This window comes from Thermodesulfobacteriota bacterium (genome assembly GCA_040758155.1).
Classification (GTDB): domain Bacteria; phylum Desulfobacterota; class Deferrimicrobia; order Deferrimicrobiales; family Deferrimicrobiaceae; genus UBA2219.
This window is the reverse complement of sequence record JBFLWB010000122.1, coordinates 1-21961: the sequence shown is the minus strand read 5'-3', so window position 1 is coordinate 21961 and position 21961 is coordinate 1. Positions and strand designations below refer to the sequence as shown.

Here is a 21961-nt window from a genome sequence, read left to right as displayed (position 1 = left end):
GGGCGATCTCGGACACCTTCGAGTTGAAGAACCCCTTGCGGGAGAACACCTCGATGGCCGCCTGGAGAATCCGGTTCCTCTTGTCCGCGGCCTGGCTCGGATCCCGTTTCAAAAAAGGGCACCTCCCTGAGATGAATGAGGATTCATCCAAAAAGGTACGCCACAGGCGTCAATGTGTCAAGGTGTGGACTATTCCCGGTAGCCGAGCCGCCCGGACAGGGTGGTCGCGGCGCGCAGGACCTCCCCGGCGATCAGCCCGTCGATCCGCTCTTCCGAGATGCGGTGGGCCGGGCCGGAGACGCTGATCGCGCCGATGACCTTGCGGGTGTAATCGCGGATGGGGGCCGCCACGCACCGGAGCCCGTCTTCGAACTCCTCGAGATCGACGGCGTACCCCGACTCCCGGGCCTTGCGGATGTCGTTCATCAGCTCGGCCAGGGAGGTCCTCGTGTTCTTCGTGTACCGGCGAAGCTCGCCGGCGAAGCGCTTCGCGAGATCGTCGTCCGACTCGAAGGCGATGAGCGCCTTGCCCGCGGCGGTGGCATGGAGCGGCATATGGAGCCCCACCCGGGAGACGACCCGGACCGTGGAGGTCCCCTCGACCGCGTCCAGGTAGACGATCTCGTTCCCGCGCAGGAAGGACAGGTAGCTCGTTTCCCCCGTCGTTTCGGCAAGTTCCTTCAAAATCAGCTTGGCCTGCTTCAGGAGCCCCCTCTGGTGGATGAAGGTCTGCCCCAGCTCGAGGCACTTGATCCCCAGCTTGTAGTTCTCGTTGGACTTGTTCTGCTCTATATAGTTGCGCGACTGAAGAGTCGCCAGGATGCGGAAGACGTTGTTCTTGTGGAGCTTCAGCTTCTTGCTCAGCTCCGTCACCCCGAGCTCGTCCGTCTCCCCCCGGAACTCCTCGAGGACGTCGAGGGCATGGGACACCGACTGGATGATATAGTTCGATTTGTCGCGTCGCACCATCATGTTCCTCCGTGATCGGGGACCGTCGAACAGATAAAACAAAACACTGTTAGATATATTTTACTGAATAACGGATGTCAATATAAAACGGTCCCGCCTACTTATATTTGATCCCTTCCGGCGCGCCTTGCGAAGCGGATCGAAGCTTGGCGATCTCCGACCGGAGCTGCTCCTTGTACGGGTACTCGGGGACGTTTTCCAGCAGCCCTTCCCACGCCCGGGCCCCCCCTTCCAGGTCGCGCTTGTCCTGGATCAGGATGACCCCGAGGTTGTAGCGGGACTGGGGGTGGCGCGGGTTGTAGGAGATGGCCTTCTTCATCTCCTCGATCGCCCGGTCGACGTTCCCCGTCCGCCGGTACAGAAGGGCCATGTCCGTGCGGACGTTCGAGTTGGTCGGGTCGAGCGAAAGCGCCTTCTGGTAATGCTCGATGGCTTTCGCGTCCTGGTTCGTGTCGTAATACAGGTTCCCGATGCCGATCAGCGCCTGCAGGTTGTTGGGATCCTTCCGCAGGATCTCCTTGTAGCTCTCGATCTGGGCGCTCGCGTCCAGGCGCAGCGGCGCCGTCTCCTGGGCGGGCGGGGGCTCGGTCTTCCTGCATCCCGCCGACGGCAGCAGAGCGGCCGCCAGCGCGATCGGGAGGATCCATCGTGCAGCCAGGCTGTTTTTCATATCGCTGTCACCTCGAGCGTATCTTCGCAGGTTGCGAGCAATTCCGCCACGGTCCGCTTCCCCGGCGGGACGACCGCCTCCGGCGCCACCTCCGCCACGGGCGCGAGGCAGAAGCGCCGCAGCGCCATCGAAGGATGCGGAACGACCAGTCCCGGTTCCATGACCGTCCGGGAGCCCATAAGGATGATGTCCACGTCGAGCGGCCGCGGGCCCCACCGCCCCGCCGCCACCCTCCCCGCTTCGCGCTCCAGCCGTTTCGCCAGCGCCAGGAGGTCCCAGGGAGCCATCTCCGCCCCGATCCGGACCGCGACGTTCAGGAACCACGGCTGGAGGCGGCGCCCGAACGGCTCGCTGGAGTAAAAACGGGAAACCGACCGTACGCGGGCCTCCCGGGCCAGCGCGTTCACGGCATCCCGGATCCGCAGGACGCGCCGTCCCTGGTTGGAGCCCAGGAGCAGGACCGCGTCGTTCCCGCCCATCCCCTTCAGTTCGTCGCCTCCGCGGCCACGACCCGGTTCGTCAGGGAGCCGATCCCCCCGATCTCGACCGTGACGAGGTCCCCCACCTCCAGGGAGCCGATGCCTGCGGGCGTCCCCGTCGCGATCACGTCCCCCGGGTACAGCGTCATGTTCGCGGAGACGTACGACACCAGTTCGAGGACGGAGGCCCCCATGTCGCGCGTGTTGCCGGACTGCCGCACCCGGCCGTTCACGAGGCACCGGACTTCGAGCGCGGACGGGTCGATGCCGGTCGCGATCCACGGCCCGATCGGCGCGAACGTGTCGAATCCCTTGGACCGGGCGAACTGGACGTCCCGGATCTGCAGGTCGCGGGCCGTCACGTCGTTGATGCAGGTGTACCCGAAGACGCACTCCGCGGCTTCGGCCGGCGACACGTTCTTCGCCCTGCGGCCGATCACCACCGCGAGCTCGGCCTCGTAGTCCACCCGCTTCGACTGCCGCGGGTAGACGATGTCCCCGCCCGGGCCGGTGAGCGCCGAGGTCGCCTTGAGAAACAGCAGCGGCTCCTCCGGGATCCGCATGCACACTTCCTTCGCGTGGTCCTTGTAGTTCAAGCCGACCGCGACGATCTTGCCCGGGCACACCGGAGGGAGCAGCTCGGCCTCCACGAGCCGGTGCGTTTCGCCCGATTCCCGGATGCCGTCGAACGGCTCGCCCAGAAGTTCCCGGATCGTCCCGGTTCCCGGGTCGATGACGCCGTAGCGGACCTTCCCGCCGAGCCGGTACCGCGCGATCATCATTTCCCGAACCCGAGGACGTCGGCCATGTCGTAAAACCCCGGCGGCTTCCCGATCAGCCAGGCCGCGGCCCGGACGGCGCCCCGCGCGAACGTGTCCCGGCTCTGCGCCCGGTGGGTGAGCTCGATCCGCTCGCCGATGCCGCCGAACACCACGGTGTGCTCTCCCACCACGTCTCCCGACCGGACGGCGAACACGCCGATCTCCTTCCGGGGGCGCTCCCCGATCATCCCCTTCCGGCCGTAGACGCCGACCTCTTCCATGCTCCTCCCGAGGGCGGTCGCCACGGCGTCGGCCAGCTTGACCGCCGTGCCGGAGGGGGCGTCCTTCTTGAACCGGTGATGGGTCTCCACGATCTCCACGTCGTAATCGTCGCCGAGGACGCGCGCCACGTCGGCCGCCACGCGGAACATCAGGTTGACCCCGACGCTCATGTTCGGCGACTGCACGACCGCCGCCCCCGAGGCCGCTTCCCGGATCGCCCCGATCTGCGTCGCGTCGAGGCCGGTGGCGCCGATGACGATCGGCTTCCCCGCCGCCGCCGCGGCCTGCGCGTGCCGCACCGACGATTCCTGGCTGCTGAAATCGATGATCACGTCGGCCTTCGCGATCGCCCCCCCGAAGTCGTCGGTGAGCGTCACTCCCCGGGCCACGCCGCCCGTCATCGCCGTGACGTCGTGTCCGAGCAGTGGGTGCCCCGCCGCCTCGACCGCCTCGCTCAGAGACAGCCCGTACGGGTTCTCGCCGAGGATGGAGAGGATCGCCCTTCCCATCCGCCCCATAGCGCCGCAGACCGCCACGCCGGTCATCGCCGCCTCCTACGCGATCTTCAGGTCGGAGAGGACCTTCGCGAGGGCCTTCCGGTTGGCGTCGGACATCCCGCACAGCGGCAGGCGGAACTCCTCCCGGATCAGCCCCATCATGGCCGCCGCCGTCTTGACGGGGATCGGGTTGGTCTCGACGAAGAGGACCTGCATCAGGGGCCAGAGCTTGAAGTGGAGGTCCCGCGCGCGCTCCGTGTCGCCGGCCGCGAAAGCGCCGTAGATCTGCGCCATCTCCTTCGGGGCCACGTTGGACACCACGGAGATGACCCCCTTCGCCCCCAGGGCGAGCATGGGATAGTACAGCGCATCGTCGCCCGAAAGGACGCAGAAGCCCTTCGGCGCCGTCCGGAGGATCTCGCAGATCTGGGAGAGGTTGCCCGACGCCTCCTTGATCCCGACGATGTTCTTCACCTCGGCGAGGCGCGCCACCGTATCCGGAAGCATGTTCACGCCCGTGCGGCCGGGCACGTTGTAGAGGACGATCGGGATGTCCACCGATTCGGCCACCGCCCGGAAGTGGGCGACGAGCCCCTTCTGCGTGGGCTTGTTGTAGTACGGCGTGATGACGAGCGCGGCGTCGGCCCCCGCCTTCTTCGCGTAGCGGGTGAGGACGATCGCCTCCTTCGTGTTGTTCGAGCCGGTCCCCGCGATCACGGGGACGCGCCCCTTCGCCGCCTCGATCACGACGTCGATGACCTTCTCGTGCTCCTCGAAGGAGAGGGTCGCGGACTCGCCCGTCGTGCCGCACGGGACGATCCCGGAGGTCCCGTTCCGGACCTGGAACTCCACCAGCTTCCGCAACGCCGGCGCGTCGAGCTTCCCGTTCCGGAACGGCGTGACAATCGCGACGATCGCCCCGTGGAACATCGTTACCCCCTTGATCGGATCTTTCCGCTCTCAGTAGCGGTGCGCTTCCTCGAACAGCGTGCCGTCGCAGCTCCAGGAGGTGTCCCCTTCGAGGTACACCACCCCGAAATCCTCCGCCTTCGCGTCGAAATGCACGGTCAGCATCTCCCCCCCGCTCGTGCGCACGGTCACCGGCGGCGAAGCGATCCCCTTGAGCGACGCAAGGATGGCGCTTGCCACCGCGCCGGTCCCGCAGGCGAGCGTCTCCCCCTCCACGCCCCGCTCGTAGGTCCGGACGTGCAACAGCCCTTCCCTCACCTGCACGAAATTGACGTTGGTCCCCCGCGGGGCGAAGGCCTCGTGCCGCCGGATCCCCCGGCCGATGCCGGCCACGTCGACATGGTCGATATCGGGCACGAACAGCGCCGCGTGGGGGACACCGGTGTCGAGGAAGGAGTAGACGAACTCCTTCCCGTCCAGCGTCAGCGTCCGGTCGAGCGCGAGCCCCCTGGGGGCCGTCATCTGCAGCTTCACGCGGCGGCCCGAGACGGAGGCGCGTATGATCCCCGCCGTCGTCTCGAAGGACATCTCCGCGCCGGCGATCTTCCGCGCGCAGGCGAAACGGGCGGCGCAGCGGCCGCCGTTGCCGCACATCTCGGCGCGGGAGCCGTCGGCGTTGTAGAAGTCCCAGCGGAAGTCGGCCTTCTCCGACGGCTCGACGACGATGACGCCGTCGGCGCCCACGGACCGCGCGCGGTCGCAGACCTTCGACGCGAACGCGGGACGGTCGATCCCCTCCATCGCGCCGCCGCGGTTGTCGATCAACAGGAAATCGTTCCCGCTCCCGTTGATTTTCGAGAAGGGGATCCCTTCGCGCGTCATCCTGCGTTCCTTTCCGGATATCTCTTCATCCTACCAGAACCCGCCGCGGCGTTCCAATGGCGGATCAGTTTCCCCCGCCCTTCCCGCGCGCGAGGAACGAGGCGGTCCGCTCGCCGCGGACCACGTCCCGGACCGTTTCCCGCTCCCGGACGACCTCCCAGCGGCCCCCCGACACCATCACCTCGGCGGCCCGGGGGCGGCTGTTGTAGTTCGAGGACATGGAGAACCCGTACGCCCCCGCGCTCATCACCGCGAGCAGGTCCCCCGCCTTGTACGGCGGCAGCATCCGGTCCTTCGCGAGGAAATCGCCCGATTCGCAGATGGGCCCGACGACGTCGGCGGTCACCCGCCCGGGCCGCGCCTTCCCGACGGGGACGATCGCGTGGTAAGAGCCGTACAACGACGGCCGGGCCAGGTCGTTCATGGCCGCGTCGACGATGAAGAAGTGCCGCTTCCCCCGCCCCGCCGCGACGGGCGCCGTCTTCGTGTAGAGGACCCGGGCGACCAGCACGCCGGCGTTCCCCACGAGGACGCGGCCTGGCTCGAGGACCAGCGTGACGTCGAGCCCCCGGAAGGCGCTCGCGATCGCCTGCGCGTATTCCCCCGGATGCGGCGGGAGCTCGTCGTTGTACTTGATCCCCAGCCCACCGCCAACGTCGACGTAGCGGATGGGCATCCCCCCGGACTGCAGCCGGTCGACGAGGCGCCGGATGCGGCCCGCGGCGTCGAGGAAGGGCGAGAGGTCGGTGAGCTGGGAACCGATGTGGCAGTCGACCCCCACCACCTCGATGTGGCGGCGCCGCGCGGCCCACTCGTAGTCCTTCACCGCCTGTCCGATATGGATCCCGAACTTGTTCCGCTTCAGCCCCGTGGAGATGTAGGGATGGGTCTTGGGGTCCACGTCGGGGTTCACGCGGATGGAGATCGGGGCGCGCTTCCGCATCCGGCCCGCGACGGCGTCGATCCGCTCGAGCTCCTCCCGGGACTCCACGTTGAACATGAGGATCCCCCGGCGCAGCGCCTCCTCGATCTCCCAGGGCTGCTTCCCCACGCCGGAGTAGACGATCTTCTTCGCCGGCGCCCCGGAGGCGAGCGCGCGGGCGAGCTCCCCGCCGGACACGATGTCGGCGCCGCCGCCGAGCCGCGTGAACGTCCGGATGACCGAGCCGTTCGAGTTGGCCTTCATCGAGTAGCAGACGATGTGGGGGATGCCGTCGAAGGCCCCGTCGAACACGCGAAAGTGGTGCTCGAGGGTCGCGCGGCTGTACACGTAGACCGGGGTCCCCGCCTCCGCGGCGATTTCGGCCAGCGGGACGTCCTCGCAGCAGAGCTGCCCTTTCCGGTCGGCGGCGAAGTGATGCATGTTCTCTCCTTCTCAGGAATGTGCGCCCGGGATCGGCGCTGGCGCGGCCCCCGCCGTGCGCGGCTCCGGCTTCGCCTTCCTGCCGCAGCCGGCCGACGCGGCGAAGAAGGCGGCCCCCAAAAGGACCAGCAGGAGAAAGGCCCGCAGGCGCCTCCCCCTCATTTCTTTCTCAGCGCGGCGAGGCGCTCCCGCACCCGGTCGGGCCCCGTGCCGCCGCGCGTCTTCCGCTGCTGCACGGACCGGGTGAGCGAGATCGCGTCCCGCACGTCCTCGCCGATCGCGAGGGAGAACTTCCGAAGCTCGGGGAGCCCCAGGTCCTTGAGCCGCTTCCCCCGCTCCTCGCAGTACTTCACGATCCGACCCGCCACCTCGTGGCTCTTCCGGAACGGCATCCCCTTCCGGGCGAGGTAGTCCGCCAGGTCGGTGGCGGTGAGGAAGCCGTCGTCGCACGCCGCCCGCATCCGCTCCTCGTTCACCGACATCCCGCGCAGCAGCAGGTCGGCGCCCTCGAGGCACTCCCGGACGGTGCGGGCAGAATCGAACAGCGGCTCCTTGTCCTCCTGCATGTCGCGGTTGTAGGACAGCGGCAGCCCCTTCATCACGGTCAGCAGGCACATCAGGTTCCCGTAGGCGCGCCCCGCCCTCCCCCGGATCAGCTCCGCCACGTCGGGGTTCTTCTTCTGCGGCATGATGCTGCTGCCGGTGCACAGCGCGTCCGGCAGGGAGAGGAACCCGAACTCCATGGAGGTCCAGTACACCATCTCCTCCGCCAGCCGGGACAGGTGCATCATCGTCACGGCGCAGGCGTAGAGGAAGTCGGCCGCGAAGTCGCGGTCGGAGACGGCGTCGATGCTGTTTTCGCACACCCCTTCCATCCCGAGCTCCCGGGCCGTGAACTCCCGGTCCAGCGGGAAGGTGGAGCCCGCCAGCGCCCCCGCGCCCAGCGGGCAGACGTTCATCCGCCGGCGCGCCTCCGCGAACCGGTCGGCGTCGCGGGCGAACATCTCGCGGTACGCCAGCAGGTGGTGGGAGAGCAGCACCGGCTGCGCCCGCTGCATGTGCGTGTAGCCCGGGAGGACGACGCCGAACAGCTCCTCGGCCCGCGCGACCAGCGTCTCCCGGATTTTCGAGAGGAGCTCCAGCGCCGCGTCCGCCTCGTCCCGCAGGTAGAGCCGCAGGTCGGCGGCGACCTGGTCGTTCCGGCTGCGGCCGGTGTGGAGCTTCCCCCCCGCCGTCCCGATCTTGCGGATCAGCCGCCGCTCGATCGCCATGTGGATGTCTTCCTGGGAGCGGTCGAACGGGAACTTCCCCGCGGCGATCTCCTTCCCGATCTCCCTGAGGCCGGAGACGATCCGCTCGGCCTCGGCCTTCGGAAGGATCCCCTGCTTCGCCAGCATCCGGGCGTGGGCGACGCTCCCCGCGATGTCCTGGCGGTAAAGCAGGGAGTCGTAGCCGATCGACGCGGTGAACTCCTCCACGAAGCGGTCCGTATCGCCGCCGAACCTCCCGCCCCAAGCCTTCTTCTTCGCCATGTCAGCCTTTCTTCGTCCCGCGGTTCAGCAGCGCCCGGATCCGCAGGCGCAGCGAGTTGATCCGGATGAAGCCGGTCGCGTCGGCCTGGTTGTACACCGACTCCTTCTCGAAGGTCGCGAAGTCGGTCCGGTAAAGGGAAACCGGGCTCCTCCGCCCGGCCTGGATGATGTTGCCCTTGTACAGCTTCAGCCGCGACGTCCCCGTGACATTCTCCTGCGTCGCCGCGATCGTGCCCTTGAGCAGCTCCATCTCCGGCGAATACCAGTATCCGTTGTAGATCAGCTCCGCGAAGCGCGGCATCAGCGAGTCGCGCAGGTGCATGACCTCCCGGTCGAGCGTGATCGACTCGACGGCGCGGTGGGCGGCGTGCAGGATCGTTCCGCCCGGCGTCTCGTACACGCCGCGCGACTTCATCCCGACGTACCGGTTCTCGACAAGGTCCACCCGGCCGATGCCGTGCTTCCCGCCGATCTCGTTCAGGCGCCCCAGCAGCTTCGCCGGACCCATCCGCTTCCCGTCGACCGACACCGGGATCCCCTTCTCGAAGCCGATCTCCACGTACTCGGGGCGGTCGGGCGCCGCCTGCGGCGACTTCGTCAGGACGAACATGTTCTCCGGCGGCTCGGACGCCGGGTCCTCCAGGATCCCCCCCTCGAAGCTGATGTGCAGCAGGTTCCGGTCGCTGGAGTACGGCTTCGCCGCCGTGACCGGGGTGGGGATGCCGTGCTTCTTCGCGTAGTTGACCAGGTCGGTCCGGGAGTTGAAGTCCCACTCCCGCCACGGGGCGATGACGCGCACCTCCGGCATCAGCGCGTAGTACGTGAGCTCGAACCGGACCTGGTCGTTCCCCTTCCCCGTCGCGCCGTGGGAGACGGCGTCGGCCTTCTCCTTCCGGGCGATCTCGATCTGCTTCTTGGCGATGATCGGCCGCGCGATCGAGGTGCCGAGGAGATAGGCCCCTTCATACACCGCGTTGGCCATCAGCGCCGGGAAGACGAAATCGCGGACGAACTCGTCCTTCAGGTCCTCCACGTAGACCTTCGACGCGCCGGTCTTCTTCGCCTTCACCCGGACGGGCGCCAGCTCCTCCCCCTGCCCGAGGTCGGCGACGAAGGCGACCACCTCGCAGCCGTACGTCTCGACAAGCCAGGTGAGGATCACCGACGTGTCGAGCCCTCCGGAATATGCGAGAACGACTTTCTTCACTTTTTCCAAGGACTTGATCCTCCGATCCTCTAATGTTTGATGAGCTTTTCCAGCACGGCCATCTGGACGTGCAGCCGGTTCTCCGCCTCGTCGAAGACGGCGGACGACGGCCCCTCCAGCACCTCGTCCGTGATCTCCTCGCCCCGGTGGGCGGGAAGGCAGTGCATCACGACGGCGCCGCGCGCGGCGTGCCGCAGCAGGCCTGCGTCGATGCGGTACCCCTTGAACGCGGCAAGCCTCCGCTTCGCTTCGGCCTCCTGCCCCATGCTCGTCCAGACGTCGGTGTAAAGGACGTCCGCGCTCCGGGCGGCGTCGGCGGGATCGCGCACGACCCGGACGTTCCCCCGGCCCACCCGCTCCGCTTCGGCCAGAACCCCCGCGTCCGGCTCGTACCCCTCCGGACACGCGACCTTCAGCGTGAAGCCGAGGACGTGCGCCGCCTCGACCCAGGAGTTGGCCACGTTGTTGCCGTCCCCGACGAACGCCACGCGCATCTTCCGGAGATCCTTCCCCCGCTCCTTCGCCGTCATGAGGTCGGCCAGGATCTGGCAGGGGTGGTGGTCGTCCGTCAGCCCGTTCACGACCGGCACCGTCGCCGCCTCCGCCAGCTCCACGGCGGTGGCGTGGGCGAAGGTCCGGATCATCACCGCGTCGGCGTAGCGCGACAGGACGCGCGCGGTATCGCGGACCGGCTCCCCGCGCCCGATCTGGGTGTCCTCGGGCGCGATGAACAGGGCGTGCCCCCCCAGCCGGTGCATGCCCACCTCGAACGACACGCGCGTGCGGGTGGACGCCTTCTGGAAGATCATCGCGAGCGATTTCCCCGCCAGCGGGCGCGGCGCGCCCCGCTTCCCCCCGCGCCGCTTCCACGCCGCGCCGGAGGCGATCAGGGCAAGGATCTCCCGGTCGGAAAGGTCCAGGATCCGCAGCAGGTCTTTCTTCACGCCGCGCCCCCCTTCCCCGCCAGCACCCCTGCAAGGATCTCAAGGGCGCGGCCGATCTCGTCCGCCGTGACGTTCAGCGGCGGGAGGAACCGCAGGACGTTCCCCGCCGCGTTGACGACGAGCCCCTCCTCGAGACAGTTCGCAGCGATGGGCTTCGCCTCCCGGTCCATCTCCATCCCCACGATGAGCCCCATCCCGCGGACATCGCGGACATCTTCCCGCCGGTCGGCGATCTTCCGCAGCCCCGCAAGGAGGAGCTCCCCGTTCCGGGCGACCTCCTCCAGGAATCCCGGGGCGAACAGCGCGTCGAGCACCGCCAGCGAGGCCGCGCAGCAGACGGGGTTCCCCCCGAACGTGCTCCCGTGGCTGCCGGGCCCGAAGGCGGTCGCCACCTCCTCCAGCGCCAGCATGGCGCCCAGCGGCAGGCCGTTGGCCAGCCCCTTCGCCAAGGTGACGACGTCGGGCGTGACTCCGAAGCGCTCGCAGGCAAGAAACGCCCCCGTCCGCCCCATCCCCGACTGGATCTCGTCGGCGACGAGGAGGACGCCCGCCTTCCGGCAGAGCCGCTCCGCTTCCTGCAGGTACCCCTCCGGGTGCATCCGGACGCCGCTCTCCCCCTGGATCGGCTCGAACAGGAAGGCGCAGGCGCCGGCGTCGAGCGCCCGGCCGAGCGCCCGGATGTCGCCGAAGGGGACCGTCACGAAGCCCGGCAGCATCGGCTCGAACCCTTCGTGGAACTTCGACTGGCCGGTCGCGGAGAGGCCGCCGTAGGTCCGGCCGTGGAACGATCCCGAGAGGGCGACGATCGTGTGCCGCCCCTCGCCGTGCCGCTCGCGGGACCACTTCCGCACCAGCTTGATCGCCGCCTCGTTCGCCTCGGTCCCGCTGTTGCAGAAGAAGACGCGGTCGAGCCCCGCGGCCTTCGTGAGCCGCTCTCCGAGGAGCGCCTGCGACGGGACGTGGTACAGGTTGGACACGTGCACCAGCTTCCCCGCCTGCTCCGAGATGGCCCGCGTGACGCCCGGGTGGGCGTGCCCCAGGACGGCCACGGCGATCCCGCCGAGGAAGTCCAGGTACCGCCGCCCCCCGTCGTCGTACAGCCAGCACCCCTCCCCCCGCACGAACGTCACCGGCGCCCGGGTGTAGTTCTTCATCTGGTGCTTCGCCGTCAGGGCGATCGCCTCCCCGGCCTTCATAGCGAATCATCCCCCTTCTTGCTCCGGACGATCTCCGTCCCAACGCCCGCGTCCGTGAACACTTCCAGCAGGACGCTGTGGGGGATCCTGCCGTCGATGATGTGGACCTTCCCCACCCCCTTCTTCAGGGCGGTCAGGCCGCACTCCACTTTCGGGATCATCCCCCCCGTGATCTTCCCGACGCGGATCGCATGCGTCGCCGCCGCCTCCGTCATCGTGGAGATCCGGTTCCCCCCGTCGTCCAGGACGCCCGGGACGTCCGTGAGGAGGATGAACTTCTCCGCGCCGACGGCCGCGGCCACCTCGGCCGCCGCCGTGTCCCCGTTGATGTTGTACGCCTCGCCGTTCTTCCCGACCCCGATGGGGGCGATGACGGGCACGAATCCCCCGGCCTCCAGCGCCTGCAGGATCTCCGGCCGCACCCGGAGCACCTCCCCGACGAGCCCCAGGTCGATCGGGGCGCCCGTGGCGCGGCTCTTCGCCTTCAGCTTGCGCGCCTGGATCAGCCCTCCGTCCTTGCCGCAGAGCCCCGCCGCCTTCCCGCCGGAGCGGTTGATGAAGGCGGTGATCCGCTTGTTCACCGTCCCGCCCAGCACCATCTCGACGACCTCCATCGCCTCGGGGGAGGTGACGCGCAGCCCCTCCTTCCGCTCCGTGGGGATGGAGAGCTTCTCCAGCATCCGGTCGATCTGCGGCCCGCCGCCGTGGACGACGACCGGGCGGATCCCGACGTACTGGAGCAGGACGACGTCCTCCGCGAAGGACGCCATCCGCTCCTCGTCCTTCATCGCGGCCCCGCCGTACTTCACGACCACCGTCTTCCCGTTGAACTCGCGGATGTACGGCAGCGCCTCGATCAGGATCTCGGCCTTGTGGATGTAGTCCTTCATCTCCATCATTGCAGGCCCCCCGTCACAGGATATAACGGCTCAGGTCCGCGTTCTTCACCACTCCCGCAAGACGCTCTTCCACGTACTCCCGCGTGACGACGAACTCCTTCCCCGGAGTCTCCGGCCCGGAGAACAGCAGCTCGTCGAGCAGCCGCTCCATGACCGTGTGCAGCCGCCGCGCCCCGATGTTCTCCGTGCGGTCGTTCACCTCGCACGCCATCTCCGCGATCCGCTCGACCGCCTCCGGCGCGAAGGAGAGCCGGACCCCCTCCGCGGCCAGCATGGCCTCGTACTGCCTCGTCAGCGCCCCGTGCGGCTCCGTCAGGATCCGCACGAAGTCCTCCTTCGTAAGGGAGGCGAGCTCGACGCGGATGGGGAACCGCCCCTGCAGCTCGGGGATCAGGTCGGACGGCTTGTTCACGTGGAACGCCCCCGCAGCCACGAAGAGGATGTGGTCCGTCCGCACGACGCCGTGCTTCGTGTTCACGTTGGACCCCTCGACGATCGGCAGCAGGTCGCGCTGGACGCCCTGCCGCGAGACGTCCGGGCCCGCCTGCGACTCCCTCCCCGCGATCTTGTCGATCTCGTCCAGGAAGACGATCCCCGACTGCTCGGTGCGCTCCACGGCGAGCTGCTTCACCCGGTCCATGTCGACGCGCCGCGCGGCCTCTTCCTGCTCGAAGTGCCGCAGCGCGTCCGGGACGCGCATCTTCTTCCTCCGGGTGCGCTTCGGCAGCAGGCCGGACAGCATCTCCCCGATGCCGCCGTCCATCCCCTCGGGCATCCCGCCGGCGATCGGCCCCAGCTCGATGATCGGCAGCGCCGGCTCCCGCACTTCGACATCGACGAAGCGGTCCGCCAACTTTCCCTCCCGCAGCAGGACGCGGAACCGCTCCCGGGTCTCCTCCCCTTCGCCCTTCTCCCCGCCTGCGCCTTCCGCCCCGGGCGGCCGCGCCGGGGCGCGCGGGATCAGCAGGTCGAGGACGCGCTCCTCCGCGTCGGCCTTCGCGCGGTCCGCCACCTTCTCCATCTCCTCGGCGCGGACCATGTGCACGGCGAGCTCGACCAGGTCCCGTACGATCGACTCCACGTCCCGGCCGACGTAGCCCACCTCGGTGAACTTGGACGCCTCCACCTTCACGAAGGGCGCCTGCGCGAGCCGCGCAAGCCGCCGGGCGATCTCGGTCTTGCCGACGCCGGTCGGCCCGACCATGATGATGTTCTTCGGGACGATCTCCTCCCGCAGCTCCGGCGGCACCTGCTGGCGCCTCCAGCGGTTCCGCAGCGCGATCGCCACCGCGCGCTTGGCCTCCCCCTGGCCGACGATGTGCCGGTCGAGCTCCGCCACGATCTCCCGGGGGAGAAGGGGCCGCGCCGTCCCGACGCCCTGTGCCTCCTCCCGCGTCATGTCGATGCGATCTCCTCGGAAACGATGTTGTCGTTGGTGAACACGCAGATCTCCGAAGCGACCCGCACGGCCTCGCGCGCGATCTCCCCCGCCGGCAGCTCCGTGTGCCGCAGCAGCGCGCGCGCCGCCGCCAGCGCGAAGGGGCCGCCCGACCCGATGCCGACCACGCCGTCGTCGGGCTCGACGACGTCGCCGGTCCCGGAAAGCAGCATGAGGTCCTTCCCGTCGGTGATCACCATCAGCGCCTCCAGCCGGCGCAGCACCCGGTCGGTGCGCCAGTCCTTCGCCAGCTCGACCGCCGCCCGCCGGAGGTTCCCCCGGAACTCCGCCAGCTTCGCCTCGAACTTCTCGAACAGGGTGAAGGCGTCCGCGGTGCTCCCGGCGAACCCCGCCAGCACCTGCCCGTCGTGCAGCCGGCGGATCTTCTTCGCCGTCCGCTTCAGCACCGCGTTCCCCATCGACACCTGCCCGTCCCCCGCCATCGCGACGCGCCCGTCCCGCGACACGGCCACCACCGTGGTCCCCTGGAACTGCGTCATTTCCCCTTCGCCCTCCCCGCGCCCCGCGGCTTCGCCGACGCCAGCGGATGCGCCTTCTCGTACGTCCCCACCAGGTGCGACACGTCGACCCGCGCGTACCTTTGCGTCGTCGAGAGCGATGCGTGCCCCAGCATCTCCTGGATCGCCCGCAGGTCGGCGCCCGACTCGAGGAGGTGCGTCGCGAAGGAGTGCCGCATCCCGTGGGGGGAAAGGTGCCGTCGCACCCCCGGGACCCTCCCGACCGCTTCCTGCAGCAACCTCGCCACGCTGCGGGCGGAGATCCCCATGCCGGATTTTCTCCCCACCGCCCCCCGCCGGTTCAGGAAGAGCGGCTCGTCGATGAATCCGCGGAAATCCCCTCCCGCGGCCGCCGGGCGGACGGCCAGGTATTCCCTCAGCGCGCGGACGGCCTTTTCCCCGACGGGCACCACGCGGACCTTCCGTCCCTTGCCCGTTACCCGGACCGTCCCGGATTCGAGGGAAACGTCGCGCACCCGCAGCGCGACCAGTTCGCCCACCCGCAATCCCGACGAGTACAGCAGCTCCAAGATCGCGGCGTCCCGCTTCGCCGCCGGGCCCTCCTCCGGCAGGGAACCGAGGAGCGCCTCCATCTCGTCCACCGGCAGGAACTCCGGAAGCCGCATCGACCTGCGCGGCGCGGCCAGCCCCGCTGCGGGGTTGTCGCGCACCTCCCCCATCGAGACGAGGAAGGAGAAGAAGGTCCGGACCGCCGAAAGCCGCCGCGCCACCGAGGAGGATTTCGCCTCCGGCAGCGACCGGGACAGGAAGCGCCGGATTTCCGCCGGCGTGACCGTCCCCCAGCCGCCTCCCCCTTCGGGGTCCCGGCCCGTGGATTCCACGAGGTGATCCCGGAGGGCGCGGACCTCCCGAAGGTAGGCGCGGACGGTTTCCCTGGACGCGTTCCGCTCCGCGTCGAGAGACTTCCCGAACCGGCTGATCGCCCCCTGGTCCATCGCGGCGATTCCCCCTTGAAGGCAAAAGAGTTTTTTAACATTCGGCAAGCCATAATTCAAGGCATGCGCAGAACGGCAGCAGAACGGGGACGTTCCTTAGAACTTCCGCAGAACCGGGACAGAGATGCCGGACGGGGTCCGGTCCGTATTCTGCGATCTGTTATTTTTTTCAAATCCGCCGTGAGAATTTTTCAAGAAACAGGGTCGTTTATATACCCCTAATAATCAAGAACAATCCGCAACAGCCTTCAACCCGCGATGCGACGACAGGTTCCGGTCTGTGACATTTCCGGCATGCCCCATGCAAAACATTGCATCGACGGTCATAGGTTGGTCAAACACAACAGGGCATTCAAAAAGGAGAAGGGACATGAGGAGAGCGCTGGTGTGCTTTGCTGCCGTGTTCGTGATGATGGTCGGCGTCTGGTCGGTGGCCAACGCAAGTCCGTTGGAAGATGCCTTGGGAGGACTGCTGTATTTCGACAGGAACCTGTCCAATCCCGCGGGGCAGTCCTGCGCGGACTGCCACCTGCCGTCGGCCGGGTTCGCCGATCCCGACCGGAACCTGCCGGTTTCGGAAGGAGTGATCCCGGGACGGTTCGGGGGGCGGAATGCCCCATCGGCGGCCTACGCTTCCTTCAGCCCGGATTTCTATTTCAACGAAGCGGAAGGGCTTTGGATGGGCGGCCAGTTCTGGGACGGCCGGGCGCTGGACCTGGAAGAGCAGGCGAGAGGCCCGTTCCTGAATCCCGTGGAGATGAACAACACGAAACAGGGCGTCATCAATGCGGTACGCCGCTCCAGCTATGCCTGGCTCTTCAAGCTCGTCTACGGCAAAAACTCCCTGAATAATGTCGAGACGGCTTATGTCCATGTGTCGGAAGCCATCGCCGCGTTCGAGCGGACGAAGCTTCTGAACAGCTTCACCTCGAAGTACGACTATTACCTCAAGGGAAAGGTCGCCCTGTCGGCACAGGAACTAAGAGGTCTTGATCTGTTCAACGATCCCTTGAAGGGCAACTGCGCCGCCTGCCATCCGGGCGATGGCCCCAAACCGCTCTTCACGGACTTCAGCTACGATAACCTCGGCATTCCGAAGAACGCGGAAATCGAGGCGCTGGTCGGAGCGCCGGTGCCGATCGATTACGGGCTGGGCAATACGGTCGGCATGGCAGAAGACGGCAAGTTCAAGGTGAGCAGCTTGAGGAACCTGGCGAAGACCGCGCCCTACGGGCACAATGGGTACTTCAAGGACCTGAAAACCATCGTCCATTTCTACAACACGCGGGACGTGGAAAGCTGGCCGCTTCCGGAGGTCAACAACGAAAACGTGAACCGGGATGAGCTCGGGAACCTGGGGCTGACTTCCGCGGAGGAGGACGACATCGTCGCGTTCCTCGGGACGCTGACGGACGGCTACAAGTGCAAGGGCTGCTATTAGGCCGCTAAGGCAGGCGGGGAAGGGAGAGGGCGAAGGCGCTGGCCGCCTCGAGCGCGGTCTGCGCCTTCCGCTCCTTCCTTTCCTTTTTCCGCCGCACGGCGATCTCCGGGAGCAGCCCGAAGTTTGCGTTCATCGGCTGGGGCGCTCCCGGGCCGGGCGTCGTGATGTGGGCCATCAGCGAGCCGGTCATGGTCTCGCGCGGGAACTCCAAAGGCTCCCGCCCCGCGGCGCGGCGGACGGCGGCGACCCCCGCGACCAGACCGGAAGCGATCGACTCGACGTACCCCTCCACTCCCGTGATCTGGCCTGCGAAGAACAGCCCCCGGCGCCCGCGGAATTCCATGCAGGGCGTGAGGCTGCGCCGCGCGTCGAGGAAGCCGTTCCGGTGGACCGAGCCGTACCGCAGGAAATCGGCGCCCTCCAGCCCGGGGATCATGGATAAAATCCGCTTCTGCTCCGGGTACGTCATCCGCGTCTGGAAACCCACGAGGTTGTACATCGTCCCTTCCGCGTTCTCCCTGCGGAGCTGGACGACGGCGTGCGGGATCCTGCCCGTGCGCGGGTCCGGCAGCCCCACCGGGCGCAACGGGCCGAAAAGCAGCGTGTCGGGTCCGCGCCGCGCGATCTCCTCCACCGGCATGCAGCCCTCGAAATAGCGGGGCTCCTCGAATTCCCGCAGCGGGACGGTCTTCGCGGCCAGGAGCGCGGCAAGGAACGCCTCGTACCGGGCCCGGTCCATGGGCAGGTTGAGGTAGTCTCCCGAGCCCGCGCCGTACCGGTCGGCGACGTACCCGGCCGATGCATCGATCGTCGCGGCGTCCACGATGGGAGAGATGGCGTCGTAGAAATAGAACCCCTCGTCCCCGAGCAGGGCGCGGATGGCCGAGGTGATCGGTTCCGGGGCGAGCGGGCCGCACGCGAGGACGACCAGCGGCGCTTCGGGGATCTCGCGGGCCTCCCCTTCCACCACGCGGATCCCGGGGCGGGAGCGGACGGCCTCCGTGACCGCCCGCGCGAACCGCTCCCGGTCGACCGCCAGTGCCTTCCCCGCGGGGACCCGAGCCGCGTCCGCGATCGGGAGCAGCGCGGAGCCGAAGATCCGCAGCTCCTCCTTCAGCAGCCCCTTGCCCGAAACGATCTCCTCCGAGCCGAGGGAGTTGCTGCACACCAGCTCCGCGAACCAGCCGGTGCGGTGCGCCTCCGTCCCCGCCGCGGGGCGCATCTCGACGAGATCGACCGCGATCCCCGCGTCCGCCAGCCGCAGCGACGCCTCGGACCCCGCGAGCCCGGCGCCGACGACCGTCACCCGATTGGGATCAGGCACCTGCATCCTCCGCGCCCGCCGCCGGCAGCGGGAGAAACACGGAGAACGTGCTTCCCTGCCCGGGAAGCGAGCGCGCCTCGATGAACCCCTTGTGGAAATGGACGATCCGCTGGGAGATCGACAGCCCGAGGCCGGTGCCCCCCTCCTTCGTCGTGTAGAAGGGATTGAAGATCTTCTCGAGGTCCTTCGGCTCGATCCCGACGCCGGTGTCGGCGATCGTCAGCACGGCGAACCGCGCGCCGTGGCGGATCTGCTCGTAGGCATCCACCAGGATGCGCCCGCCGGGAGGTGTGGCCTGGACCGCGTTGCGCACCAGGTTCCACACCACCTGCTTGAGCTGCTCGGCGTCCCCTTCCACCACGAGTTCCCGCGCTGCCGCCGACTCCAGGTGGACGCCTTTCTCCCTTCCCTCCCCCGCCCGGACCGCCTCGACGACCTCCAGCAGGAGGTCCGTCACGGGGACCTTCGCGACGGTCCGCAGGGAGTTCCCCGCATAGGAGAGGAAATCGGAGATCAGCCCGTTCAGCCGCTGGCTCTCCCGCTCGATGATCTCCAGGAGGGTGTCGGAGTCCCCCGCCGGCGCCGCCGATTCCCGGAGAAGCTGCGAGGAGCCGGCGATGGAGGCGAGGGGGTTCCGAATCTCGTGCGCGAGTCCCGCGGCCAGCTCCCCCACGCCCGCGAGGCGGTCGGCGATCCGCACGCGCTCCTCCATCTCCTTGACGGGAGAAAGGTCCTGGAAGATGACCACCCGCCCGATGACGCTTCCGTCGGGGTCCTTCATCCGGGAGGCGGAGAACCCGAGCCAGATCGCGGCGCCGTCGGGGCGGACGAACCGCAGCTCGGGACGCGGCGAAGGGGCGTCCTCCCGCCGGCCGCGTTCCCCCTCGCCGATCCCCTCGAGGACCTCCTGAAGCGGCTTGCCGGCGAGATCCTCACGGGACATCCCGAGGATCGCGCACGCCGTGCCGTTCATGAGGTTGATCCGGCCCTCCGGGTCGGTCGTCAGGATGCCGGAGGGGATGTTGTCGATCACGTTCTTGTGGAACGTCTCCAGCTTCCGGATCACTTCGTCCCGGACCTGCACCCGCTGCATCCCCTTGCGGATCTCCTCCCCCAGCAGCCCCGACAGGACGCCGGTGAGGAAGAACGCGGAGCCGTGGATCCCCGCCGTGCGGACGAACTGCGGAAGGAGGATCGGCGTCTCCTCCGCACCGGGCGACACGACGATCCCCCGCATCTGCAGGAACACGAGCGCCACATAGGCCGCGGAGGAAAGGAGGGCCCACACGACGGCCCCCCGCATGTACCGCTCGAGGCTGCCGAGGAGGATGACCAGGACGTACATGAAGGAGAACACGCTGTCGTAGCCGCCCGTGGCGAACACCAGGATCGTGATGAACACCACGTCGACCAGCGCCTGCACCCAGGCGCCGCCCGCGGGGAATTCCGTCCGCCCCCACGCGGCGTACCGGATCAGGAGCCAGCCGTACGAGAGCAGGACCGCGAAATAGAGGTATTTGAATCCCTCGGAAAGGAGCAGCTCCGGCGCGCGGAACTGCACCGACACCACGGACGCCAGCAGGGCGAAGCTGATGCCCGACCGCACCAGAAGGAAATTGCGCGCGGCCCGTTCCTGCCCCTCGCGTCCCTCCTCGGGGACCCGGGGCAACGGCTACCCTCCGACGACGGACGCCAGCTTGAACACCGGCAGGTACATCGCGAGAACCAGCCCGCCGATGACCACGCCGAGGAAGATCATCAGCATCGGCTCCAGCAGCGAGGTCAGCGCCTCGACCGCGGAGTCGACCTCCTCGTCGTAGAAATCGGCGATCTTGCCCAGCATCACGTCGAGCGCGCCGGTGGCCTCCCCGACGGAGACCATCTGGGTCACCATCACCGGGAAGACGCTGCTCTCCGCGAGCGGCTCCGCGATCGTCTTCCCCTCGCTGATGCTCCCCCGGGCCTTCACGATCGCCTCCTCGATGATCTTGTTGCCCGCCGTCTTCGCGACGATGTCCATGCTCTCGAGGATGGGGACGCCGCTGCTCACCATCGTCCCGAGCGTACGCGAGAAGCGGGCGACCGCGATGCGCTGGAGGAGGGAGCCGACCACCGGCGTCCGGAGGAGGAGCCGGTCCCAGTTCCGCCGGCCGGTCTCCCTGGAGATGTAGGCCCGGAAGCCCGCCCCGAGGAGGAAGAAGAAGACGATGACGGCCAGGAAGTATTTCCGCGTGACCTCGCTGACCTTCAGGACGAACGCGGTCGGCGCCGGGAGCGCCCCCCCGAAGTCGGTGAACATCTTGGCGAAGATCGGGATGACATACACGAGCAGGACGACCGTGACGATGACGGCCACCGCGACGATCGTGGACGGGTAGACCATCGCCCCCTTGATCTTCTTGGCCAGCTTCATCGCCTTCTCGATGTGCTCGGCGAGCCGGGAAAGGATCGTGTCGAGGATGCCGCCCACCTCGCCGGCGGCCACCAGGTTGACGAAGAGGGGATCGAACACCTTCGGGTGCTTCCCGAGGGAGTCGGCGAACGTGGAGCCGCTCTCGACGTCCTCCTTCACCCGGAGGAGCACCTTCTTGAACGAAGGGTTCTCCTGCTGGGCGCCGAGGATGTCGAGGCACTGCACGAGAGGGAGCCCGGCGTCGATCATGGTGGCGAACTGGCGCGTGAAGACCGCCAGCTCCTTCTGCGTGACCTTCTTTTCGCCGGCGAACGGAAGGCTGATCTTCATGTCCATGAGGCCGCCGCGCTTCTTCACGCTGAGGGGCGTGATCTGCTCCCTGCGGAGCTGCGCGAGGACGAACGCCTCGTTCGGCGCCTCGATCTCGCCGGAGACCTTCTGGCCCCCGCGGTTCTTCCCTTCCCACGCGAATCGGTCCATCGTTCCCTCCGTCCCCCCGAAGGGGGAATGCCTTTACGCCCTGCGGCCTCCCGCCGGCCCGCTCTGCATCGCGGACAGCAGGTTCCGGAACTCGTCGGGATCGCTGCTCCTGCCCACCGCCTCGTCCAGGGTGATCTCGCGCCGCTGGAGGCAGGCGATCAGCGACTGGTTCATCGTCTGCATGCCGAACTTGGTCTGCCCCACCTGCATCTGCGAGTAGATCTGGTGCACCTTCTCCTCGCGGATCAGATTGCGGATCGCCGGGTTCGGGATCATCACCTCGAGCGCCAGGACGCGTCCGGGGCCGTTCGCCTTGGGGATGAGGATCTGCGAGATGACCCCCTCGAGGACGAAGGAGAGCTGCGCCCGGACCTGGGGCTGCTGGTACGGCGGGAACACGTCGAGGATCCGGTTGATCGTCTGCACGCACGAGTTGGTGTGCAGCGTGGCGAACACGAGGTGCCCGGTCTCCGCGACCGTGAGGGCCGCCTCGATCGTCTCCAGGTCGCGCATCTCGCCGATGAGGACGACGTCCGGGTCCTGGCGGAGGATGTACTTGAGCGCCTTCTTGAAGCTCTGCGTGTCCGCGTTGACCTCGCGCTGGTTCACGAGGCATTTCTTGTGCGGGTGGAGGTACTCGATCGGGTCCTCGACGGTGACGATGTGCTCCTGGCGCTCGTTGTTGATTTTGTCGATCATCGCGGCCAGCGTCGTCGATTTCCCCGATCCCGTGGGCCCGGTGACCAGCACCAGCCCTCGCGGCTTCTTGCAGAGCTCCTTGAGCACCGCCGGCAGCCCCAG

General features: G+C 68.1%; 22 protein-coding genes. 1 reads left to right on the top strand and 21 read right to left on the bottom strand.

Annotation, left to right across the window (positions count from 1 at the left end):
* Positions 1-189: 189 nt before the first annotated feature.
* From AB1346_07830 to AB1346_07750, 17 genes are all read right to left on the bottom strand, one after another.
* Complete coding sequence (locus tag AB1346_07830; GenBank protein ID MEW6720341.1) at positions 190-972, bottom strand: IclR family transcriptional regulator; 783 nt, start codon at positions 970-972, stop codon at positions 190-192.
* A gap of 94 nt (positions 973-1066) precedes the next feature.
* Complete coding sequence (locus AB1346_07825) at positions 1067-1639, bottom strand: tetratricopeptide repeat protein (GenBank protein ID MEW6720340.1); 573 nt, start codon at positions 1637-1639, stop codon at positions 1067-1069.
* Positions 1636-2118, bottom strand: coding sequence for a 2-amino-4-hydroxy-6-hydroxymethyldihydropteridine diphosphokinase (gene folK / locus AB1346_07820; GenBank protein MEW6720339.1), 483 nt, complete (start codon positions 2116-2118; stop codon positions 1636-1638). The genes AB1346_07825 and folK overlap by 4 nt, the downstream gene beginning before the upstream one ends.
* 5 nt (positions 2119-2123) lie before the next feature.
* Positions 2124-2900 carry a fumarylacetoacetate hydrolase family protein gene (locus AB1346_07815; protein MEW6720338.1) on the bottom strand — a complete coding sequence of 259 codons (777 nt, stop codon included), beginning with the start codon at positions 2898-2900 and terminating at the stop codon, positions 2124-2126.
* Positions 2897-3706: a 4-hydroxy-tetrahydrodipicolinate reductase gene (gene dapB, locus AB1346_07810; protein MEW6720337.1), complete on the bottom strand. Its 810-nt coding sequence runs from the start codon at positions 3704-3706 to the stop codon at positions 2897-2899. Before dapB ends, AB1346_07815 begins: the two co-directional genes overlap by 4 nt.
* Before the next feature lie 9 nt (positions 3707-3715).
* A complete protein-coding gene (dapA, locus tag AB1346_07805; protein ID MEW6720336.1) occupies positions 3716-4588 on the bottom strand; it encodes a 4-hydroxy-tetrahydrodipicolinate synthase in 873 nt (290 codons plus the stop codon).
* 30 nt (positions 4589-4618) lie between these two features.
* A complete protein-coding gene (dapF, locus tag AB1346_07800; GenBank protein ID MEW6720335.1) occupies positions 4619-5449 on the bottom strand; it encodes a diaminopimelate epimerase in 831 nt (276 codons plus the stop codon).
* 64 nt (positions 5450-5513) lie between these two features.
* Positions 5514-6812, bottom strand: a complete 1299-nt coding sequence (lysA, locus tag AB1346_07795; GenBank protein MEW6720334.1) for a diaminopimelate decarboxylase — start codon at positions 6810-6812, stop codon at positions 5514-5516.
* Between the two features lie 12 nt (positions 6813-6824).
* Complete coding sequence (locus AB1346_07790; GenBank protein ID MEW6720333.1) at positions 6825-6974, bottom strand: hypothetical protein; 150 nt, start codon at positions 6972-6974, stop codon at positions 6825-6827.
* Positions 6971-8344 (bottom strand): argininosuccinate lyase, encoded by a 1374-nt coding sequence (gene argH, locus AB1346_07785; GenBank protein ID MEW6720332.1) that lies wholly within the window; start codon positions 8342-8344, stop codon positions 6971-6973. Before argH ends, AB1346_07790 begins: the two co-directional genes overlap by 4 nt.
* A gap of 1 nt (position 8345) precedes the next feature.
* The gene (locus AB1346_07780; protein ID MEW6720331.1) at positions 8346-9569 is read right to left on the bottom strand and encodes an argininosuccinate synthase; all 1224 of its coding nucleotides are present in this window, start codon (positions 9567-9569) and stop codon (positions 8346-8348) included.
* Positions 9570-9580: 11 nt separating this feature from the next.
* A complete protein-coding gene (gene argF, locus AB1346_07775; protein MEW6720330.1) occupies positions 9581-10495 on the bottom strand; it encodes an ornithine carbamoyltransferase in 915 nt (304 codons plus the stop codon).
* Positions 10492-11691 (bottom strand): aspartate aminotransferase family protein, encoded by a 1200-nt coding sequence (locus AB1346_07770; GenBank protein MEW6720329.1) that lies wholly within the window; start codon positions 11689-11691, stop codon positions 10492-10494. Before AB1346_07770 ends, argF begins: the two co-directional genes overlap by 4 nt.
* Positions 11688-12581 (bottom strand): acetylglutamate kinase, encoded by an 894-nt coding sequence (gene argB / locus AB1346_07765; protein MEW6720328.1) that lies wholly within the window; start codon positions 12579-12581, stop codon positions 11688-11690. Before argB ends, AB1346_07770 begins: the two co-directional genes overlap by 4 nt.
* 22 nt (positions 12582-12603) lie before the next feature.
* The gene (hslU, locus tag AB1346_07760; protein ID MEW6720327.1) at positions 12604-13989 is read right to left on the bottom strand and encodes an ATP-dependent protease ATPase subunit HslU; all 1386 of its coding nucleotides are present in this window, start codon (positions 13987-13989) and stop codon (positions 12604-12606) included.
* On the bottom strand, positions 13986-14528 hold the full coding sequence (gene hslV, locus AB1346_07755; protein MEW6720326.1) for an ATP-dependent protease subunit HslV: 543 nt from the start codon (positions 14526-14528) through the stop codon (positions 13986-13988). The genes hslU and hslV overlap by 4 nt, the downstream gene beginning before the upstream one ends.
* Positions 14525-15502 carry a tyrosine recombinase XerC gene (locus AB1346_07750; protein ID MEW6720325.1) on the bottom strand — a complete coding sequence of 326 codons (978 nt, stop codon included), beginning with the start codon at positions 15500-15502 and terminating at the stop codon, positions 14525-14527. Before AB1346_07750 ends, hslV begins: the two co-directional genes overlap by 4 nt.
* Positions 15503-15872: 370 nt before the next feature.
* Between AB1346_07750 and AB1346_07745 the strand changes: the two genes are divergently transcribed.
* Positions 15873-16943 (top strand): cytochrome c peroxidase, encoded by a 1071-nt coding sequence (locus AB1346_07745; GenBank protein MEW6720324.1) that lies wholly within the window; start codon positions 15873-15875, stop codon positions 16941-16943.
* A 4-nt stretch (positions 16944-16947) separates the two neighbouring features.
* Here AB1346_07745 and trmFO read toward each other — a convergent pair whose 3' ends face one another.
* The 4 genes from trmFO to AB1346_07725 form a co-directional block, all read right to left on the bottom strand.
* Complete coding sequence (gene trmFO / locus AB1346_07740; GenBank protein ID MEW6720323.1) at positions 16948-18267, bottom strand: methylenetetrahydrofolate--tRNA-(uracil(54)-C(5))-methyltransferase (FADH(2)-oxidizing) TrmFO; 1320 nt, start codon at positions 18265-18267, stop codon at positions 16948-16950.
* The gene (locus AB1346_07735; GenBank protein ID MEW6720322.1) at positions 18260-19936 is read right to left on the bottom strand and encodes an ATP-binding protein; all 1677 of its coding nucleotides are present in this window, start codon (positions 19934-19936) and stop codon (positions 18260-18262) included. The genes trmFO and AB1346_07735 overlap by 8 nt, the downstream gene beginning before the upstream one ends.
* Positions 19937-19939: 3 nt before the next feature.
* Positions 19940-21160 carry a type II secretion system F family protein gene (locus AB1346_07730; protein ID MEW6720321.1) on the bottom strand — a complete coding sequence of 407 codons (1221 nt, stop codon included), beginning with the start codon at positions 21158-21160 and terminating at the stop codon, positions 19940-19942.
* Between the two features lie 33 nt (positions 21161-21193).
* The coding region (locus AB1346_07725) for a PilT/PilU family type 4a pilus ATPase (protein ID MEW6720320.1) at positions 21194-21961 on the bottom strand (768 nt) is incomplete at its 5' end.

Bases quoted from the DNA above. Each gene is read 5' to 3' on its own strand.
- AB1346_07830 (MEW6720341.1), bottom strand. From the start codon at position 972: ATGATGGTGCGACGCGACAAATCGAACTATATCATCCAGTCGGTGTCC.
- AB1346_07825 (MEW6720340.1), bottom strand. From the start codon at position 1,639: ATGAAAAACAGCCTGGCTGCACGATGGATCCTCCCGATCGCGCTGGCG.
- folK (MEW6720339.1), bottom strand. From the start codon at position 2,118: ATGGGCGGGAACGACGCGGTCCTGCTCCTGGGCTCCAACCAGGGACGG.
- AB1346_07815 (MEW6720338.1), bottom strand. From the start codon at position 2,900: ATGATGATCGCGCGGTACCGGCTCGGCGGGAAGGTCCGCTACGGCGTC.
- dapB (MEW6720337.1), bottom strand. From the start codon at position 3,706: ATGACCGGCGTGGCGGTCTGCGGCGCTATGGGGCGGATGGGAAGGGCG.
- dapA (MEW6720336.1), bottom strand. From the start codon at position 4,588: ATGTTCCACGGGGCGATCGTCGCGATTGTCACGCCGTTCCGGAACGGG.
- dapF (MEW6720335.1), bottom strand. From the start codon at position 5,449: ATGACGCGCGAAGGGATCCCCTTCTCGAAAATCAACGGGAGCGGGAAC.
- lysA (MEW6720334.1), bottom strand. From the start codon at position 6,812: ATGCATCACTTCGCCGCCGACCGGAAAGGGCAGCTCTGCTGCGAGGAC.
- AB1346_07790 (MEW6720333.1), bottom strand. From the start codon at position 6,974: ATGAGGGGGAGGCGCCTGCGGGCCTTTCTCCTGCTGGTCCTTTTGGGG.
- argH (MEW6720332.1), bottom strand. From the start codon at position 8,344: ATGGCGAAGAAGAAGGCTTGGGGCGGGAGGTTCGGCGGCGATACGGAC.
- AB1346_07770 (MEW6720329.1), bottom strand. From the start codon at position 11,691: ATGAAGGCCGGGGAGGCGATCGCCCTGACGGCGAAGCACCAGATGAAG.
- argB (MEW6720328.1), bottom strand. From the start codon at position 12,581: ATGAAGGACTACATCCACAAGGCCGAGATCCTGATCGAGGCGCTGCCG.
- hslU (MEW6720327.1), bottom strand. From the start codon at position 13,989: ATGACGCGGGAGGAGGCACAGGGCGTCGGGACGGCGCGGCCCCTTCTC.
- hslV (MEW6720326.1), bottom strand. From the start codon at position 14,528: ATGACGCAGTTCCAGGGGACCACGGTGGTGGCCGTGTCGCGGGACGGG.
- AB1346_07750 (MEW6720325.1), bottom strand. From the start codon at position 15,502: ATGGACCAGGGGGCGATCAGCCGGTTCGGGAAGTCTCTCGACGCGGAG.
- AB1346_07745 (MEW6720324.1), top strand. From the start codon at position 15,873: ATGAGGAGAGCGCTGGTGTGCTTTGCTGCCGTGTTCGTGATGATGGTC.
- AB1346_07730 (MEW6720321.1), bottom strand. From the start codon at position 21,160: ATGGACCGATTCGCGTGGGAAGGGAAGAACCGCGGGGGCCAGAAGGTC.